Origin of the sequence: Jatrophihabitans sp. (genome assembly GCA_036399055.1) — a bacterium.
In the GTDB taxonomy this organism is placed as follows: Bacteria; Actinomycetota; Actinomycetes; order Mycobacteriales; family Jatrophihabitantaceae; genus Jatrophihabitans_A.
The window spans coordinates 1-17,039 of record DASWNX010000004.1 but is presented as its reverse complement, the minus strand read 5'-3'; the positions used below and the strand labels follow the sequence as shown (position 1 = coordinate 17,039).

General features: G+C 71.0%; 14 protein-coding genes. 7 read left to right on the top strand and 7 right to left on the bottom strand.

Features of this window, described 5'->3' with window-relative positions:
* Nucleotides 1–83 precede the first annotated feature (83 nt).
* On the bottom strand, nt 84–587 hold the full coding sequence (gene yidD / locus VGB75_01025) for a membrane protein insertion efficiency factor YidD (GenBank protein HEY0165599.1): 504 nt from the start codon (nt 585–587) through the stop codon (nt 84–86).
* Nucleotides 588–810: 223 nt separating this feature from the next.
* Here yidD and VGB75_01020 point away from each other — a divergent pair, with 223 nt between their 5' ends.
* Entirely contained in the window at nt 811–1,251 is a 441-nt protein-coding gene (locus tag VGB75_01020) for a DUF4383 domain-containing protein (GenBank protein ID HEY0165598.1), read from the top strand.
* 75 nt (nt 1,252–1,326) lie between these two features.
* Complete coding sequence (locus VGB75_01015; protein HEY0165597.1) at nt 1,327–3,102, top strand: CocE/NonD family hydrolase; 1,776 nt, start codon at nt 1,327–1,329, stop codon at nt 3,100–3,102.
* 56 nt (nt 3,103–3,158) lie between these two features.
* Here the strand turns inward: VGB75_01015 and VGB75_01010 are convergent, their stop codons facing one another.
* Nucleotides 3,159–4,655: an NAD(P)/FAD-dependent oxidoreductase gene (locus VGB75_01010; protein HEY0165596.1), complete on the bottom strand. Its 1,497-nt coding sequence runs from the start codon at nt 4,653–4,655 to the stop codon at nt 3,159–3,161.
* A gap of 188 nt (nt 4,656–4,843) precedes the next feature.
* On the opposite strand from VGB75_01010, the gene VGB75_01005 reads away from it, so the two are divergent.
* Nucleotides 4,844–7,354: a glycoside hydrolase family 3 C-terminal domain-containing protein gene (locus VGB75_01005; GenBank protein ID HEY0165595.1), complete on the top strand. Its 2,511-nt coding sequence runs from the start codon at nt 4,844–4,846 to the stop codon at nt 7,352–7,354.
* Here VGB75_01005 and VGB75_01000 read toward each other — a convergent pair.
* Complete coding sequence (locus VGB75_01000; GenBank protein ID HEY0165594.1) at nt 7,275–7,835, bottom strand: GNAT family N-acetyltransferase; 561 nt, start codon at nt 7,833–7,835, stop codon at nt 7,275–7,277. The genes VGB75_01005 and VGB75_01000 overlap by 80 nt on opposite strands.
* Nucleotides 7,832–10,363 carry an EAL domain-containing protein gene (locus VGB75_00995; protein ID HEY0165593.1) on the bottom strand — a complete coding sequence of 844 codons (2,532 nt, stop codon included), beginning with the start codon at nt 10,361–10,363 and terminating at the stop codon, nt 7,832–7,834. The genes VGB75_01000 and VGB75_00995 overlap by 4 nt, the downstream gene beginning before the upstream one ends.
* A 376-nt stretch (nt 10,364–10,739) precedes the next feature.
* On the opposite strand from VGB75_00995, the gene VGB75_00990 reads away from it, so the two are divergent.
* From VGB75_00990 to VGB75_00980, 3 genes are read left to right on the top strand one after another with little or no spacing between them, the layout of a single operon-like run.
* Entirely contained in the window at nt 10,740–11,675 is a 936-nt protein-coding gene (locus VGB75_00990; GenBank protein HEY0165592.1) for an iron-containing redox enzyme family protein, read from the top strand.
* Nucleotides 11,653–12,321, top strand: a complete 669-nt coding sequence (locus VGB75_00985; protein HEY0165591.1) for a pyridoxamine 5'-phosphate oxidase family protein — start codon at nt 11,653–11,655, stop codon at nt 12,319–12,321. The genes VGB75_00990 and VGB75_00985 overlap by 23 nt, the downstream gene beginning before the upstream one ends.
* A 2-nt stretch (nt 12,322–12,323) precedes the next feature.
* Entirely contained in the window at nt 12,324–13,304 is a 981-nt protein-coding gene (locus VGB75_00980) for an EamA family transporter (protein HEY0165590.1), read from the top strand.
* Between the two features lie 38 nt (nt 13,305–13,342).
* Here the strand turns inward: VGB75_00980 and VGB75_00975 are convergent, their stop codons facing one another.
* Nucleotides 13,343–14,509, bottom strand: a complete 1,167-nt coding sequence (locus VGB75_00975) for a dipeptidase (protein HEY0165589.1) — start codon at nt 14,507–14,509, stop codon at nt 13,343–13,345.
* A gap of 75 nt (nt 14,510–14,584) precedes the next feature.
* The gene (locus VGB75_00970) at nt 14,585–15,238 is read right to left on the bottom strand and encodes an MBL fold metallo-hydrolase (protein HEY0165588.1); all 654 of its coding nucleotides are present in this window, start codon (nt 15,236–15,238) and stop codon (nt 14,585–14,587) included.
* A 65-nt stretch (nt 15,239–15,303) separates the two neighbouring features.
* Between VGB75_00970 and VGB75_00965 the strand changes: the two genes are divergently transcribed.
* Nucleotides 15,304–16,656: a deoxyribodipyrimidine photo-lyase gene (locus VGB75_00965; protein HEY0165587.1), complete on the top strand. Its 1,353-nt coding sequence runs from the start codon at nt 15,304–15,306 to the stop codon at nt 16,654–16,656.
* Between the two features lie 35 nt (nt 16,657–16,691).
* On the opposite strand, the gene VGB75_00960 is transcribed toward VGB75_00965, so the two are convergent.
* Nucleotides 16,692–17,039, bottom strand: a 348-nt coding sequence (locus VGB75_00960; protein ID HEY0165586.1) for a hypothetical protein, incomplete at its 5' end; no start/stop codon positions are given.

Here is a 17,039-nt window from a genome sequence, read left to right as displayed (position 1 = left end):
AGATCAACTCGGCGGTGCGAGCCGGGCCGCCGTCGGCTCAGCCGCTCAACCCACGCGCCGGTGCGAGCCGGGCCGCCGTCGGCTCAGCCGCTCAGCCCACGCGCCGGTGGCACCGGGTCGCTGCCGCCCGCCGTTCCGGGCCGGCAGCGCACCAGCCGGCGCGCCGTCAACCACAGCCCGCGGCGCAATCCGTGCGACTGCAGGGCTTGGGCGGCGTAGTGCGAGCAGGTCGGGCTGAAGCGGCAGCACGGGCCGCGCCGCGGGCTGATCTCCTGCTGGTACAACCTGATCGTCGCCAGCGCGAAGGCGAGCAGCCAGTCCGACCGGCTCGTGATCGAGCCGTCGGCGCGGAGCTGCCGGGCGGCCCGGCGCGCCATCGACGGGCCCACCAGCGTCAGCTGCGGTCCGCAGCCCAGCGACTCAGCCAGGCAACAGCCGGTCTGCAACAGGCAGATGTCGCGCATGCACGAGTTGCCGCCGCCATAGCCGCGCCGGTAACCGGGTCCGTAGCCGCGCGGCGGCCCGAACCTGCCGTAAGGCGGGTAACCGCGCCGACCCGATCGCCAACCTCCTATGAAGACCATCATCTGAACGTAGCTGTAGCCACGGCCAGAGCAGCAGGCAGACCAGGACCGCAGCCCATCGCCCGGGCGGCTGATTGCAATCCCTCAACTGCAGGAATAGGGTCAGATATCGGCTCGGCAAGTAGCCGGCGGACGAAGTCCACCGAGAATGCTGCCGCCCGGACTTCGCCGCCACCAGTGCCTCAACCTCCTGGAGGCTGAAGTGACCAGCTCTCGCGGTACCGCAGTGGACCGTACTGACATTCAGAAGGCCGCCCTCGCCGTCGGCGCCGTTTTTCTCCTGGTGGGCCTGCTGGGGTTCATCCCCGGCATCACCACCGACTACGACGAGATGAAGTTCGCCAGCCACGACTCGTTGGCCAAGTTGCTCGGCATCTTCCAGGTGTCGGTGTTGCACAACATCGTCCACCTGTTGTTCGGGGTCGCCGGCATCGCGATGGCTCGCCAGGCCCGCACCGCCTACCTGTTCCTGGTCGGCGGCGGCGTGATCTACCTGGTGCTGTGGCTGTACGGCCTTGTCATCGACAAGGAGTCCGACGCCAACTTCGTGCCGGTGAACAACGCCGACAACTGGCTGCACCTGCTGCTCGGCCTGGGCATGATCGCCCTCGGCGTGCTGCTCAGCCGGCGTGCCGCCGACACCACCGGGGCCCGCGGCACCCGCTGAGCCGGGTCCACCCGCGTCACCCCGAGGCCGTCTGCTCGTTACCTCCAGCAGGTCACCCACCTGCTGGAGGTACACGTGCGTCGCCTCACGTTCTCCGCTGCCACCGCCGCCGCGGTCCTGGCAGTCAGCTCGACCATCGCGCTCGGCCCGTCCACGGCCGCCGCGGCCGAGACCGATTACCGAACCCAGTCGCTGCACTTCGCGGTGACGGTCGGACCGGCCGGCAGCCAGCAGCGATGCGACATCGTCGGTGACCTCTACACCCCGGCCGGCGTCTCGGCGCAGCAGCCGGCGCCGGCCATCCTCACCACCAACGGATTCGGGGGCTCGGCCGCCGACCAGACTCCCTTCGCGCAGCTGTACGCGAGCAAGGGCTACGTGGTGCTGTCCTACTCGGGCCTGGGTTTCGGCGGCTCCGGTTGCAAGATCACCCTCGATGACCCGGACTACGACGGCCTCGCCGCCAGCCAGCTGGTGAGCTTTCTCGGCGGCGCGCCGGGAATCGCCTTCACCGACGCCGAGCACACCGATCCACTGCCGGCATTGGATTACGTGCTGCACGACGCTGTCGATCACCGCGGCCTCGCCCAGCGACACGACCCCCGGGTGGGCATGTGGGGCGGTTCCTACGGCGGTCAGATCCAGTTCGCCGTCGCCTCGATCGACGCCCGGGTCGACGCGCTCAACCCGCAGATCACCTGGAACGACCTGTCCTACTCCCTCGGGCCCAACAACGCCGCGTCCACCAGCGCAGACCCCGCCGGCACGCCCGGCGCCACCAAGCTGACCTGGGCCGGCGCCTTCTCAGCACTCGGCGTCTTCAACGGCGTGCAGTACGCCCAGCAGGACCCGCAGCGCCTGATCGGCTGCCCCAACTTCGCCGACTTCGTCTGCCCGGCGCTGGTCGCCGGCGGCACGACCGGCTACCTGCGGACCGAGGACGTCGCCAAGCTGCGGCATGCCTCGGTGGCCAGCTACCTGCCCAGGATCACCATTCCGGTGCTGCTGGTCCAGGGCGAGGTGGACACCCTGTTCAACCTCAACGAGTCGATCGCCACCTACCAGGCGCTGCGCCGCCAGCACACCCCGGTGGCGTTGCTGTGGCGCTACAACGGCCATTCCGGCGGCGTCCCGTCCGCGGCCGGCGCCGCGTACGAGGCCAGCCGCGTCCAGGCCTGGTTCGACCACTACCTCAAGGGCGCCGACGTCAGCACCGGCCCCGGGTTCGCCTACTACCAGGACTGGTCGGGCGCCACTGCGACCGCGCCGAGCTATCCGGTCGGCAAGCCGCACCGGCTCTACCTCTCCGGCGACGAGCTGGTCAGCAGCGGGGTGCGCCCGGGCTCGCAGTCCTTCACCACCCCGCCGGCCGGAGTCCCCAGCACGCTGGGCGGCCTCGACGTCGTCGGCTCCCAGGTGGACGTGCCGCAGGACTTGCCGGATGTGAACCTGCCCGGGACCTTCGCGTCCTGGACCGGCGCGCCGCTCACCGCGCCGCTCACCGTGGTCGGCACGCCCACCCTGGATGTCCAGGTGTCGGCGCCGACCGCCGCGCTGACCCAGGCCGGTGGCCCCGGCGGCCAGCTGGTGCTGTTCGCCAAGCTCTACGACGTCGGCACCGACGGCGTCGCCCAGCTGATCAACGGGCTGGTGGCCCCGATCCGGATCTCGGACGTGACCAGGAGCACCCACATCACGCTGCCGGGCATCGCGCACCGGTTCGCCGCCGGGCACCGGATCGCGCTGTACCTGGCCGGCGGTGACGCCAACCACCGGGGTGGCCAGCTGGCGGCCCCGGTCACCGTCAGCACCGGCTCCAGCGGCCAGGTGCTGACGTTGCCGGTGCGCTGACCCGACGCTCAGCCCTGGCGGCGCTCAGCCTTGGCGGCGCCCGGCCCTGGCGGCGCTCAGCCTTGGCGGCGCTTGCCCAGCTCCTCGATCAACCTGAGCCAGACCTCGCTGACCGTGGGGTAGGACGGCACCACGTGCCGCAGCACCGGCACCGGGATCCGGGCCACCACGGCCATGGTCGCCGAATGGGTCAGCTCGGCGACACCGGCGCCGACGAAGGTCGCGCCCACCACGACGTCGCGCTGCCGGTCCAGGACCAGCTTGGCCCGTCCGAGGTAGTTCTGGCGCAGCAGGTAGCTGCCGGCCACCGCCGCCAGGTCGTACTCGACTGCCTCGACGTCCAGGCCCTGGTCGCGGGCCTGCTGCTCGGTCAGGCCCACCGAGCCGATCTCGGGATCGGTGAAGGTCACCTGCGGCGCCTGGTCGTGATCGGCCACATCGGTGTGCCTGCCGAACGGGTCGGGGTCCAGCGGCCGGCCGGCGGCCCGGGCGGCGATCACCTCACCGGCGATCCGGGCCTGGTACTTGCCCATATGGGTCAGCAGCGCCCGGCCGCACAGGTCGCCGATGGCGTACAGCCAGTCGCCGTCCACGCCCTCGACGGTGAGGTGGTCATCGACCGGCAGGTGTCCCCCGGCCTTCAGGCCCACCGTCTCCAGCCCGATGTCCTCGCTGTTGGGGCGGCGGCCGGCGGCCACCAGGACCTCGTCAGCGGTGATCTGCTCGCCGTTGTCCAGGGTGAGAGTCACCTCGCCGCCGTGCCGGCGCCCCACCGGGGCGTCGTTGACCTCGGCGCGCCGCGCCGAGGTGACCTTGGTCTGCGTCCGGACCGTGATGCCCGCTGCCCGGAACCCGCTCTCGATGATGTCGCCGGCGAACGGCTCGTTCTTGGCCAGCAGCCGGGGCCCGCCCTCGACCACGGTGATCTCCTCGACGCCCAGCGCGTGCAGCCAGGTCACCGACTCGCAGGCCACCACCCCACCGCCCACCACGACCATCCGGCGAGGTGTCTCGTGCAGGCCGGTCACGTCGCGCGAGGTCCACGGCCGGGCTTGGGCCAATCCCGGCGCCGGCGGGATCGCCGGGTCGCTGCCGGTGCTCAGCACCACCGCGTGCCGGGCGGTCAGAACCCGCTCGGCGCCGTCGGGGGTCCGCACGGTCACCTCGCGAACCCCGGACAGCCGGCCGCGGCCACGCACCACGTCGATGCCGGCGCCGAGCGCCCAGTCGACCTGGGAGCTGTCATCGAGGTGGTTGACCACCTCGTCCCGGCGGGCCAGCACCGCCTGCACGTCGAGCGGCCGGTTACCGACCAGGCTCCTGACACCGGGCAGGTCGCGCCCGGTCGCGAGCACCTCCACCGGTCGCAGCAGCGCCTTGCTCGGCATGCACGCCCAGTAGGAGCACTCACCGCCGAGCAGGCCGGCTTCGACGATCACCGCCCGCAAGCCGGAGAACTGCGTCGCGTACTGCGCGGCGTTCTCACCGGCGGCGCCGCCGCCCACCACGATGACGTCCCACTCCCTCCGATCCGGATCCACTGCCGCAGTCATCGCCGACCTGCCTCTCTGGCGTAGCCGCCCCCACCTCTGCCCATCGCCTCTGGGCCGGCTGCCCGCGAGTTCCCGTCCTCGTCGTGCAGGCCTGTCTCGAGGGTATGGGGCCGAGCGCCCCAGCGGCACGGAGCCGAGCTCGGGCTGCCGAACTAGCATCGAAAGACCACCGGGAAGGCGGCGCAGCTGTGACCACAGGCCAGGCATCGAGCGGGGCGCAGAGCCCGAGCAGCACCACCCAGACCGATCCGGCGGCGCTGCGCGAGCAGCTGACGGCGATCGCGCGCAGCCTGACGCTGGAGCAGCAGGTACGGCTGCTGACCGGCGCGGACATGTGGAGCACCCACGCCGAACCGGCCGTCGGGTTGCGGTCGATGGTGCTCTCCGACGGCCCGTCCGGCGTGCGCGGTCAGATCTGGGACGAGCGGGACCCCTCGCTCAACCTGCCCTCGGCGACCGCCCTCAGCGCGTCCTGGGATCCGGAGTTGGCCTACCGGTACGGCGCCGCCGCCGCTGCCGAGGCGGTCCGCAAGGGCGTCGACGTCGTGCTCGGCCCCACCATCAACCTGCACCGCAGCCCGCTGGGCGGCCGGCACTTCGAGGCGTACTCCGAGGATCCGCTGCTCACCGGCGAGATCGGCGCCGCCTTCGTCCGGGGCGTGCAGTCGGCCGGCGTGGCCGCCTGCCCCAAGCATTACATCGCCAACGACTTCGAGACCGAGCGGTTCACCGCGTCGGTGGAGGTCAGCGACCAGGCGCTGCGCGAGGTGTACCTGGCGCCCTTCGAGCGAACGGTCCACGACGGCGGCGCCTGGACGGTGATGTCGTCCTACAACGCCGTCCGCGGGGTCACCATGTCGGAGAACGACCTGCTGCGCAGCCCGTTGTGCCAGGAGTGGGGTTTTGACGGGGTGGTCGTCTCGGACTGGACCGCCGTCCGGTCGATCGCCGCCGCCAGGGCCCGGCAGGACCTGGCGATGCCGGGCCCGGACGGGCCCTGGGGCCAGGCGCTGGTGGCCGCCGTCCGCGCCGGTGAGGTGCCGGCCGCCGAGATCGAGGAGAAGGTGCGCCGGCTGCTGCTGCTGGCCGTCCGGGTCGGCGCGCTGGGCGCTGAGCCCCCGCCGCCGCCCCGGCCGGTCATCGACGCCGGCTTCGCCCGTGAGGTCGAGGCCCGGGGCATCGTGCTGGTGCGCAACACCGACGGCCTGCTGCCGTTGCGGGCGCCGGCCAGCATCGCGGTCAGCGGCCAGAGCGCCGGGCTGCCCCGCACCCAGGGCGGTGGCAGCGCGACGGTGCTGCCGAGTGAGACCATCTCGCCGCTGACCGGGCTGCGCCAGGCGCTGCCGGCCACGACCGTCAGCCACTGCCTGGGCGCGATCGTCGAAGAGGGCATCGCCGAGCTGCCGTTGAACTGCCTGACCGACCCCGAGACCGGCTCGGCGGGGCTGCGGGTGCGCATCCGCGACTCAGCCGGTGACCTCGTGCTCGACGAGCTCAGGTTCTCCAGCGCGCTGGTCTGGTTGGGCAACGCGCCGGTCGGGGACCTGGCCACCCTGGAGCTCGTCACCGACTACCGGCCTGCCGTGACCGGGCCGGTCGAGCTGGGCTTCGCGGTGATCGGCCCGACCGTGCTGTCGATCGACGGCGTCGACGTGCTGCAAGCCGACAACGACGTCACTGGCCAGGACCCGGCCAGCGCGGTGCTCTCGCCGCCGGCCAGCACCGCCGAGGTCGACCTGCAGGCCGGCCGCGGCTACCGGCTCAGGGTGCTGCACTCGCTGGCCGGCACCCCGCGGCAGCCCGGCGCCCTGGGCATCACGCTCGGGTCCCGGCCGGCGACCGGCTCCGCCGACGCGCTGATCGCCGAAGCCGCCGAGGCGGCCCGCGAGGCCGAGGTCGCGGTGGTGGTGGTGGGCACCAACTCCCAGGTGGAGTCCGAGGGCTTCGACCGCGGCTCGCTGGCGCTGCCCGGCCGGCAGGACGACCTGGTGCGGGCGGTGGCGGCGGCCAATCCGCAGACCGTGGTCGTGGTCAACTCCGGCTCGCCGGTCACCATGCCGTGGCGCTCGCAGGTGCGGGCGGTGTTGCTGACCTGGTTCGGCGGCCAGGAGTACGGCCGGGCGCTGGCCGACGTGCTGACCGGCGCGGTGGAGCCGGGCGGCCGGCTGCCGACCAGCTGGCCGGCCGAGGAGGCCGACGTGCCGGTGATCGACGTGCGGCCGGTCGACGGGGTGCTGCGTTATGACGAGGGAATCCACATCGGCTACCGGGCCTGGCTGCGCGCCGGCGTCGAGCCCGCCTACCCGTTCGGGTTCGGCCTGGGCTACACCAGCTTCGACTACGAGTCGTTGACGGTGGCGGTCCCGGCCGCCGCCGGCGGAGACGGCGGGGCCGAGGTGAGCATCCGGTTGAGCAACACCGGCCCGCGCGAGGGCCGCGAGGTGGCACAGGTGTACCTGTCCCGGCCGGAGTCCGCTCATGAGCGCCCAGTGCGCTGGCTGGCCGGCTTCGCCGGCGTCACGGTGCCCGCCGGCCAGAGCGCCACGGTCACGATCGCGCTGCCGCGGCGTGCCTTCGAGCACTGGCAGGCCGACGGCTGGGCGCTGGAGCCCGGCGGCTTCACCGTCCAGGCTGGCCCGAACGTGGCAGACCTGCCGCTGCGGGCTGAGTTCTCGCCGCAGGCTCGCCTGCCGCTGTGAGGTCCTTGCCCAGGTGGATGGACAGCTCGGTGTCGGCGTAGTGGCCGAAGGCCGGCACGGGCTGGTAACCGCAGGACAGGTAGAGCTGGACCGCCTCGGGTTGGCGCTGGCCGGTCTCCAGCAGCAGCCAGCGTGCGCCGGCCTGGCGAGCGGTGTCCTCCAGGTGGGCCAGCATCGTCCGGGCATAGCCGCGACCGCGCACCGAGGCCGCCACGTACATGCGCTTGACCTCGGCCATCGGCGCCGCCCAGGACGTCTGCGGATGCTCGTCGTCGTGCCTGCGCCAGCCACCCATCGCGACCGGTTCGCCGCCGAGGTAACCGACCGCGAACAGGCCCCGCGGGGGCCTGAATTCCAGCGGGTCCACGGGTGAGGCGTCCGGGCCGCCGTAGCGCTGGACGTACTCGGCCTGCACCTCGGCGATCAACTGCCTGGCGTCGGGGTGGTCGTAACCGACCTCGCGGATGGAGAGGGAGCTCATCCCTGCATTATCGAATGCCGCCCGGTGACGGCGCGGGCCGGTGAGGTCCGCCCCGCCAGCAGGTCTGAGGCGGCGTCGACGTCCAGCGGCCGGGACAGCAGGAATCCCTGCCCCCGCCCGCAGCCCAGCGCCCGGACCTGCTGCAGCTGGTGCTCGTCCTCGATGCCCTCGATGGTGGTCTCCAGTGACAGCGCCTCGGCGACCTGGAGCACCGCGCGCAGCAGCGCGGCCCCGCTGTGCTCGCCGTTGAGCCGGTCCACGAAGGACTTGTCGACCTTGACGATGTCCAGCGGAAAGTTGACCAGCTGCCCGAGCGAGGAGTAACCCACCCCGAAGTCGTCCAGGGCCAGCGCGACGCCGAGGTCCTTGAGCTGGGTCAGCACCGTCACCACGTCCACCGTGGGGGTCGCCAGGCTGCTCTCGGTGATCTCCAGCACCAGGGCCGAAGCGGGCAGTCCGGCCACCCACAGCGCCCGCTCGATCTCCTCGATCAGGCCCGGGTCCGACAGCTGCCGGGGCGAGACGTTGACGCTGACGGTCAGCTCGCACTGGGCCGGGATGCTGCGCCGCCACTGGGCCAGCTGGTTGCAGGCCTGCCGCAGCACCACGGAGCCGAGCCGGTCGATCAGCCGGGACTCCTCGGCCAGCGCGACGAACTCCTCGGGCGAGATCACGCCGCGCTCGGGGTGCTGCCAGCGAACCAGCGCCTCCATCGACACGATCTGGAAGCTGCGCAGGTCCAGCACCGGCTGGTAGTGCACGATCAGCTCGTCGGCCTCGATGGCGTGCTCGAGGTCGGCCTTGAGGGCCAGCCGGGCCATCGCCTCGACGTGCATCTCCGGGGCGTAGCAGTGGCAGCGCCCGCCGCCGTCGCGTTTGGCCATGTACATCGCCAGGTCGGCGTTGCGCAGCAGGTCGCCGGCGTCCTCTGTCCCCAGGGGCAGCGCGATGCCGATACTGGCCCGGATGGTCAGCGTCTGGCCCTCGACCACCAGGGGCGTCGACAGCGCCGCCAGCACTCGCTCGGCCGCGTAGACAGCGTCCTCGGCGCCGCTGAGCTGGCGCAGCAGCACCACGAACTCGTCACCGCCCAGGCGCGCGGCGACGTCACCGCCGTCCACACAGGTCTGCAGCCGCTCGGCGACCGCGATCAGCAAAGCGTCGCCGGCGACGTGGCCGAGGCTGTCGTTGACCGTCTTGAAGTCGTCGAGGTCCAGCAGCAGGACGGCCATGCTGTCCTCCCGGCGCCGGCTGGAGCCCAGCGCCGCCGTGACCTGCTGGATGAAATAGGTCCGGTTGGCCAGCGGCGTCAGCGGGTCGGTGAACGCCTGGGCTCGCAGCTCCTGCTCCAACTGGCGGTGCAGGGTCATGTCGCGAAAGCTCCAGACCCGTCCCACGGTCATCCCGTCGACCCGCTGCGGTTGGGAGTAACGCTCGAAGAACCGGCCGTCCAGAAACTCCACCTCGTCGTGGCTGCACTCGGCCGGGGTCGCCGCCAGCCGGTCGGCCTGCCTGGTGAAGGCCTCGGGGTCGACCAGCTGGTCCAGCACCGAGGCGCGCAGCTGCTCGTCGTGCCCGGCGGCCAGCACGGCCGGCTCGATCCGCCACATGTCGAGGAACTTCTGGTTGTGGCCCAGGATCCGGCCGTCAGCGTCGATCACCAGGATCCCGTCGGCGGTGGCGTCCAGCGTCGCCTCCAGCAGCGACATGGACAGCGTCACCCGGGCATGCTCGGCAGCGCGCAGCACCGCGACCGAGGCCAGGCTGGCAGCCCAGCCGGCCAGGTCCACGTCCTGGTCCTGGGCCACCGCGAGGTCGGGGTAGTGCAGGCTCACCCGTCCCAGCGGGTCGCCGTTGGGCGCGGCGAAGTCCGCCTGGTGGCTGGCTGGTCCAAACCGTTCGAGGTCGGTCGAGTCGAGAATCCCCCTGGAGCAGCTGAGGATCGCGTATCCCAGGCCTGCTCCGGCCTCGACCTTGATGACGCAGCGCGCGGTGCCGCTGACTGCCTCGGTCGCGGCGGCCAGCTCGATCAGGGTCGCCTCCAGCTCGTCGCCGCGGGCTACCCGCTCGACGATGTCGGCGTGCTCGGCCAGCAGCAACTCGGTGCGCTTGCGGGCCGTGATGTCATAGAGCATTCCGTGCTGGAGCGCGCGCTCGCCGACCTCCTCCAGCAACGCGTCGTCGAGCACCCAGATCACCTGGCCGTCGCGGCGGATCATCCGGTACTCCGCCTGGCAACGACAGTTCCCGACCCGCATCACCTCTGAGCCCAGCACCCGGTCACGGTCCTCGGGATGCAGTTGCCGGGCCCACAGACTGGGGTCGGCGATCAGTTCCTCAGCGCTGAATCCGAGGATCTCCTGAATTTGCGGGCTGGCATACAGCCATCGCCCCTCCACGCCTGACTCGGCGGCGTAGATCGCGGCCGGCAGCCGATCGACCAACCCAGCCAGCAGCAGCTCGCGCAGTTGCGCGCCGCCAGTCCTGGGGCCCGTGGCCTCCGGACCGGACGTCTGCATCGCATACATCGCGGTACCGCCATCTTGTCGTGGGGGTCCCCGGGCCCCGGTGGTCGACACAGCAAATTCACAATCCCATGCAAAGTGCGCGTCCGCACCACGGATAGTCCCGGCCGGACGGCTGACTCGCCGCCTCGACGCGCCGGAACGCCTCGCGCTATTTGATCACCGTTCGCCCTCGACGGCGACCCTGGAATCCCTCCCCGCCGCTGCCCACGTAGGAGTCCGGGTGCGTCAGGCGCAGAAGCGGCTCAGCCGCCGACACTCGTCAACACTGCTAAACGCCCTTAAACTAAAGCGAAATCGACATTGTTGACTGCGTCACAGGCCCGATTGTACGATCCGCGAAGGCTCGGCGTGCTGCCAAGTCTGAAAGGAGCGCGCAGTGACCGCTTTGCTCAGCAGCGATGTAGCCCGGGCCTTTCCGACAGATCTGACAGCCGTCCCCGACCGCGAGGCCAAGCTGGCCTGCCTGCGCGAATTGCACCGGCACTACATGGATTTCTTCGTTCCGCCCGAGCGCAGCGCCGAACTCGGCGAGTGGACCACGCCGGAGCGGGTGGCCGAGATCGAGGGGGCCTGGAACGCCTACGAAGAGGCCCGGGTGCTGGCCGGTCCCGCTCTGCCGACCGCCGCGGCGGACTTCCGGGACTGGTACTTCGACTTCGCCGCCCAGCACGAGTACCACGACCTCTGCGCCTACCTGCGCGACCAGGCGAGCCTGCTCGACGTCGGCATGTTCATGCTGGCGGAGGAGAAGGTCGACGGCCGCTTCGACGACATCATCGCGCTGTCCCAGGTCGGCACCACGGGCGTCACCAAGATGACCATCGCGGAGAACTTCTGGGACGAGATGGGCAACGGCGACCCGGCCGGCGTGCACACCGTCATGTTCGACCATTCCACCAGCTGGTTCCGCCGCGAAGTGGTGGAGCCGCGCGGGGTGGACCTCGGTCTGCTCGAGCAGCCGGAGGTCTACAACAACGCGGTCAACCTGCTGATGTACGGCCTGCGCCGGCGGTACGCGCTTCGCAGCCTGGCCGGCATCGGCCTGCTGGAGCAGACCGCGCCGGCGCGGTTCGGCGCCAACGTCGCCGCCTGCCGACGGCTGGGAGTGCCCCAGGACGTGGTCCGCTACCAGGAAGTGCACGTGCACGTCGATGAGGACCACGGGCGTGAGTGGTTCGACCACGTGTTCATGTCGCTGCTGGAGCGCGCCCCGGAGACCGTGCACGAGCTCGCCCTCGGCGTCGCCATCCGCGGCGCGGTGGCCAGCGAGTTCTACCGCAGGGTTCAAGATGTCCTCTTCGGTCTCGGCTGAGGGGGCCTCGGCAGCTGACGCGCCGCTGCGAGGAGAGGACCTCTTCAGTCCCGAGTCACGCCAGTTGCAGGACCAGTTCGACACCCGGCGCCTGGCCGACCGGCTGGCGCAGCACTTCATCCGGCCAGGGCTCTCGCCGGAGCAGGCGGAGTTCATCGCCGGCTGCCGGATGCTCTTCATCGCCACGGTGGACGCGGCCGGCCAGCCGGAGTGCACGTACAAGGGCGGTCGCCCCGGCTTCGTCCGGGTGCTCGACGACCGAACGCTGGTGCTGCCGTTCTACGACGGCAACGGGCTGTTCTCGACTCTGGGCAACATCCGGGCGACTGGGCGGGTGGGGCTGTTCTTCATCGACTTCGAGGACCAGTACCGGCTGCGGGTCAACGGCAGGGCCCAGGTCGCCGAGCCTGACCCCGACGCCGACCCCGGCGCGCTGGTGCTGGTCACGGTGACCAGCGAGGTGGTCTATGACCTGTGCGAGCGGTACGTGCACAAGATGCGCTTCGTGCAGGAGTCCGAGTATTGTCCGGCTCCCGGGTACCAGCCACCGCCGGCGCCCTATCTGGCCAAATCGCTGTACGACGGGGTACGGCCCGGTCAACCGCCGAGCGACCAGGTCGGTGACAGCGCCGAGAGGAGCACGTGAACATGCCAGGGGTGACCGGAAGCGCCAGTGACCAGTCCGCGCCACCGGCGCATCCGCCTACTGAGGGCTCGACCCGCTCGGCCACCAAATCGATGCCCTTGATGACCATCGGGGCGGTCACGTTCACCCTGCTGTGCTGGGCGTCGGCGTTCGTCGGCATCCGCGACGCGGTCCGGTACTTCTCGCCCGGCTCGCTCGCCCTGTTCCGCTACGCGATCGCCTCGGTGGTGCTGGCCGGAATGCTGGCGGCAACCCGGTCGCCGCTGCCGCGCCTGCGGGACTGGCCCCGATTGGCGCTGGTCGGCTTGCTCGGCATCACGGTCTACAACCTCGCGCTGAACTTCGGCTCCCAGTCCATCCAGGCCGGGTCGGCCGCCTTCCTGATCCAGACCGCGCCGCTGTTCACCGCCATCTTCGCGGTGCTGCTGTTGAACGAGCGGGTCACCCCGATCGCCTTCATCGGCATGGGGATCGGCTTCGCCGGCGCGTTGATGATCTTCTTCGGGGAGGGCAAGGAGGTGGCGCTGGAGCCAGGGGCGCTGCTCATCCTGCTCGCCGCGGTGGTGTTCAGCCTCTTCTTCATCACCCAGAAGCCGCTGCTGGCCAGGTACAGCGCGATCCAGGTGATCACGGTCGCCGTCTGGATCGGCACGGTGCTGATGGTGCCGTTCGCCCTCGACGTCGGGTCCGAGGTCGCCGACGCGCCCGCCTCCGGAATCTGGGTGGTCATCTTCCTCGCCGTCTTTCCCGGCGCGCTGGCTTACGCCTCGTGGTCCTACGTCCTGTCCCGGATCCCGGCGTCGAAGGCTGGCAGCCTGCTCTACTTCGCCGGGCCCGTCACCGTGCTGATCTCCTGGCTGTGGCTGGGCGAGGTGCCGACCTTGCTGTCGCTGCTAGGCGGCCTGCTGGCGATCAGCGGCGCGGTGATCGTCAACACCTGGGGCCGGACCACGGCGAAGCGAAACGCGGCCAAGCAGCCCTGACCCTGCCACGCGCTGGCTGGACCGGCGCGCTGCCGGCGCTAGCGGTCGGCGTCGGCCAGCACCCGCAGCAGGTTCTCACCGGTCAGCGCCGCCAATTCGGCCTCGGACCAGCGACGTTCCTGCAGCTCGGCGATCAGCGCCGGGTAGCCGCTGACGTCCTCCAGCCCGACCGGCATCTGGTCGCAGCCGTCGTAGTCCCCGCCCAGGCCGACATGGGCCACCCCCGCGACCTCGCGCACGTGCTCGACGTGGTCGGCGACCTGGGCGACGGTGGCGACGGGCCGGGCCTTGCCGCCCGCGACATAGCGGGCGGTGGCCGCCATCCGCGCCTTCCAGTCCCGCACGTTCTCACCCCGCTCGGCCATCTGCGCGCTCACCTCGGCCGCGAAGTCGCGGCAGTCGTCGTTGGTGAAGTAGGGCACGAAGGTCACCATGCAGACGCCGCCGTTGCCGGCCAGCGTGACCAGCACGTCATCGGGGACGTTGCGCACGTGATCGCAGACCGCCCGGGCGGAGGAGTGGCTGAAGATCACCGGCGAGCTGGTCACCGCCAGCGCGTCGCGCATCGTGTCGGGCGAGACGTGCGACAGGTCCACCAGCATGCCCAGCCGGTTCATCTCGGCGACGACCTCGCGGCCGAAGTCGCTCAGGCCGCCCAGCACCGGCTCGTCGGTGGCCGAGTCGGCCCACGGCACGTTGTCGTTGTGGGTCAGCGTCAGGTACTTCACGCCCAGGCTGCACATCGCCCGCAGCACCGCCAGCGAGCAGTCGATCGAGTGCCCGCCCTCGGCCCCCATCAGGCTGGCCAGCTTGCCCTGGCTCCAGGCCTGCCGGACGTCGGCCTCGGTGTTGGCCAGGACCATCCGGTCGGGGTAGCGGGCCGCCATCTGGCGCACCACGTCGATCTGCTCGAAGGTGGCGGTGACCGCTCGCTCGCCGGACCAGGCGGCCGGCACGAACACCGACCAGAACTGCGCGCCGACGCCGCCCTCGGCCAGCCGGACCAGGTCGGTGTGAGTGCGGCTCTGCCGCTGGCCGATGTCATAGGCGCCCAGGTCGTAATTGACCAGTTCCCGCAGCTCGAAGGGCAGGTCGTTGTGCCCGTCGATGATCGGATGGTCGGCCAGCAACGCCCGGGCAGCGGCCAGCGCGCTCACAGGGTCAGTACTTGCGCTGGCTCCTTGCTCGCTCACCGGGCTAGTCATTCGGCTGCGCTCCTTTGCTCGCCCACAGGGTCAGTTCTTGCGCTGCTTGCTCGCTCTGCTCGCTCAGACGCCCGCTCACAGGCGCACGCTCTCGCCAGCGTCGAGGTGGGAGAAGCGGGTCACCCCGTACAGCTGACCGACCCGGCTGAGCTGGCTCTCATAGAGCGTCAGCCCGGAGCTGTTGAGCAGCCCGTCATGGATCTGAAAGGCCCTCGGGGCGCGCGCCGAGATCGTGAAGTCCACCGCCTCGCCCACCTTCGACCACGGCGCGTTGATCGGCACCAGCAGCGCCTCGACCCCGGCGTTGGGCACCACGTAGGAGTCGCCGGGGTGATAGACCGCGTCACCCACCAGATAGCCAACGTTGGAGATCACCGGGATCGAGGAGTGGATCAACGCGTGCTGGCCGCCGAAGGTGCGCACCTGCAGGCCACCGGCCACGAAGGACTGCCCCGGCCCGACGGCGGTGACGCGCTCGCTCAGCGCCTGGTCACCGGCCAGCTGGTCGGCCACCGACTGCGGCGCCCAGACCTTCAGCGCCGGGTTCTGGGTGGCCGCCGCCGCCAGCTTGTCGACGTCGATGTGGTCTACGTGCTCGTGGGTGATCAGCACGGCCTCGACGTCGGTGAGCGCCTCGGCGACCTCGCTGAAGGCGCCCGGATCGATGACCAACCGCCGGTCGCCGTCGGTGATCCGAACGCAGGCGTGGCCGAATTTCGTCAGCTCCATGGGAGGTACTTCACCACATCACGGCTGGAAACACATCCCGGCTGAAATCGCATACCGTCGAATTCATGCCTGCTGTGATGTGGTTCCGACGCGATCTGCGACTCCTGGACAACCCGGCGCTGGTGGCGGCGACCGAGGCTGGCGGGGGTTCGGTGCTGGGCGTGTTCGTGCTGGACCCGGCCCTGCTCGCCCCGTCCGGCGCCGCCCGACTGGCTGTCCTGTACCGGACGCTGCGGGCGTTGGACTCCCAGCTCGGCGGCCGCCTCATGGTCCGCCAGGGCAAGCCGGCGACCGTGCTCGGCGAGCTGTGCCGCGAAGTGGCGGCCGACTCGGTGCACTGCGCCGCCGACTTCGGGCCGTACGGGGCGGCGCGCGACGAGGCGGTGGCGCAGGCGCTGCCGGCGCCGCTGGTGCGGACCGGCTCGGCCTACGCGGTGCCGCCCGGCCAGATCGTCAACGCATCGGGGGCGAACTTTCAGGTGTACTCGGCCTTCTACCGCGCCTGGCTCGCGCGCGGCTGGCCCGAACCGGCGCCACCCGCCGGAACCAGCTGGCTGCCGGTCGAGGACCTACGCCGCGATGACATCCCCGCCGATCCGCCGCTGCGGCCGCAGCTGCGGTTGCCCGAGGTCGGCGAGGCGGCGGCCGCCCAGGCGTGGCGCGCCTTTCGCGACGGCCAGCTGGAGCGGTACCGCGAGGACCGCAACCGGCCCGACCGATCCGGCACGTCGCGGATGTCGGTGCACCTCAAATGGGGCGCCACGCACCCCCGGACGCTGCTGGCCGATCTGAGCCAGCGCCACGAGGTGTACCGCAAGGAGCTGGCCTGGCGGGAGTTCTACGCCGACGTGCTGCACCACCGGCCGGACTCGGCGCGCAGGCACTACCGCACCGAGCTCGAAGGCATGCCGCACCCCACCGGCGAGCTGGCCCGGCAGCGGCTGGACGCCTGGTCCGCGGGCCGGACCGGTTATCCGATAGTCGACGCCGGCATGCGCCAACTGCTGGCCGAGGGCTGGATGCACAACCGGGTTCGGATGATCGTGGCCTCGTTCCTGGTCAAGGACCTGCACCTGGAGTGGCAGGCCGGGGCCAGGCACTTCATGGCGCACCTGGTGGACGCCGACCTGGCCAGCAACGTCCACGGCTGGCAGTGGGTGGCCGGCACCGGAACCGACCCAGCGCCGTTCTTCCGGATCTTCAATCCCAGCCTGCAGGGGCAGAAGTTCGATCCGGACGGCGACTACGTCCGCCGCTACGTGCCGGAACTGGCCGGGCTGCCGGCCGGCCTCATCCACGAGCCATGGCGCAGCCCGGACGGCCTGCCGCCGGGCTACCCGCAGCGGATCGTCGACCATTCAGCCGAACGCGCCGTCGCGCTGGCCGATTACGAGTCGGTCCGCGCGGCGCGCCCCTGAGTCGCGCCCTGACTCCCGCGCTCCTGACTCGCCGCCTAGCTCAGGGTGAGTGAGGTGTCATCGATGACGAAGGAGGTCTTCAGCGTGGAGCCCTCGACGCCGGAGAAGCTGACCGTGATGGTCTGGCCCGCCAGCGAGGAGACGTTGAAGGAGCGCAGCAAGTATCCGGTGTTCTTGTTGAGGTTGGAGTACGTGGCCAGGGTGGTGGCGCCTGCCTTGACGGTGAGCTTGTCATAGGCAGTGGTGGTGGTGGTCTCGGCGGTGTCGATGTGCAGGTAGAACGACAGGGTCGCCGAGCAGCCGGCCGGGATGGTCACCGACTGGGACACGGTGTCGGTGTGGGTGGCGCCGTAGCCGTTCATCCACGCCTTCCACGACCCGGT

What these genes read in the sequence shown, in the direction of transcription:
- yidD (HEY0165599.1), bottom strand. Translation starts at nt 587, where the DNA reads ATGATGGTCTTCATAGGAGGTTGGCGATCGGGTCGGCGCGGTTACCCG.
- VGB75_00985 (HEY0165591.1), top strand. Translation starts at nt 11,653, where the DNA reads ATGTCCTCTTCGGTCTCGGCTGAGGGGGCCTCGGCAGCTGACGCGCCG.
- VGB75_01010 (HEY0165596.1), bottom strand. Translation starts at nt 4,655, where the DNA reads ATGACTGCGGCAGTGGATCCGGATCGGAGGGAGTGGGACGTCATCGTG.
- VGB75_01000 (HEY0165594.1), bottom strand. Translation starts at nt 7,835, where the DNA reads ATGAGCTCCCTCTCCATCCGCGAGGTCGGTTACGACCACCCCGACGCC.
- VGB75_00995 (HEY0165593.1), bottom strand. Translation starts at nt 10,363, where the DNA reads ATGTATGCGATGCAGACGTCCGGTCCGGAGGCCACGGGCCCCAGGACT.
- VGB75_00975 (HEY0165589.1), bottom strand. Translation starts at nt 14,509, where the DNA reads ATGACTAGCCCGGTGAGCGAGCAAGGAGCCAGCGCAAGTACTGACCCT.
- VGB75_00965 (HEY0165587.1), top strand. Translation starts at nt 15,304, where the DNA reads ATGCCTGCTGTGATGTGGTTCCGACGCGATCTGCGACTCCTGGACAAC.
- VGB75_00980 (HEY0165590.1), top strand. Translation starts at nt 12,324, where the DNA reads ATGCCAGGGGTGACCGGAAGCGCCAGTGACCAGTCCGCGCCACCGGCG.
- VGB75_00970 (HEY0165588.1), bottom strand. Translation starts at nt 15,238, where the DNA reads ATGGAGCTGACGAAATTCGGCCACGCCTGCGTTCGGATCACCGACGGC.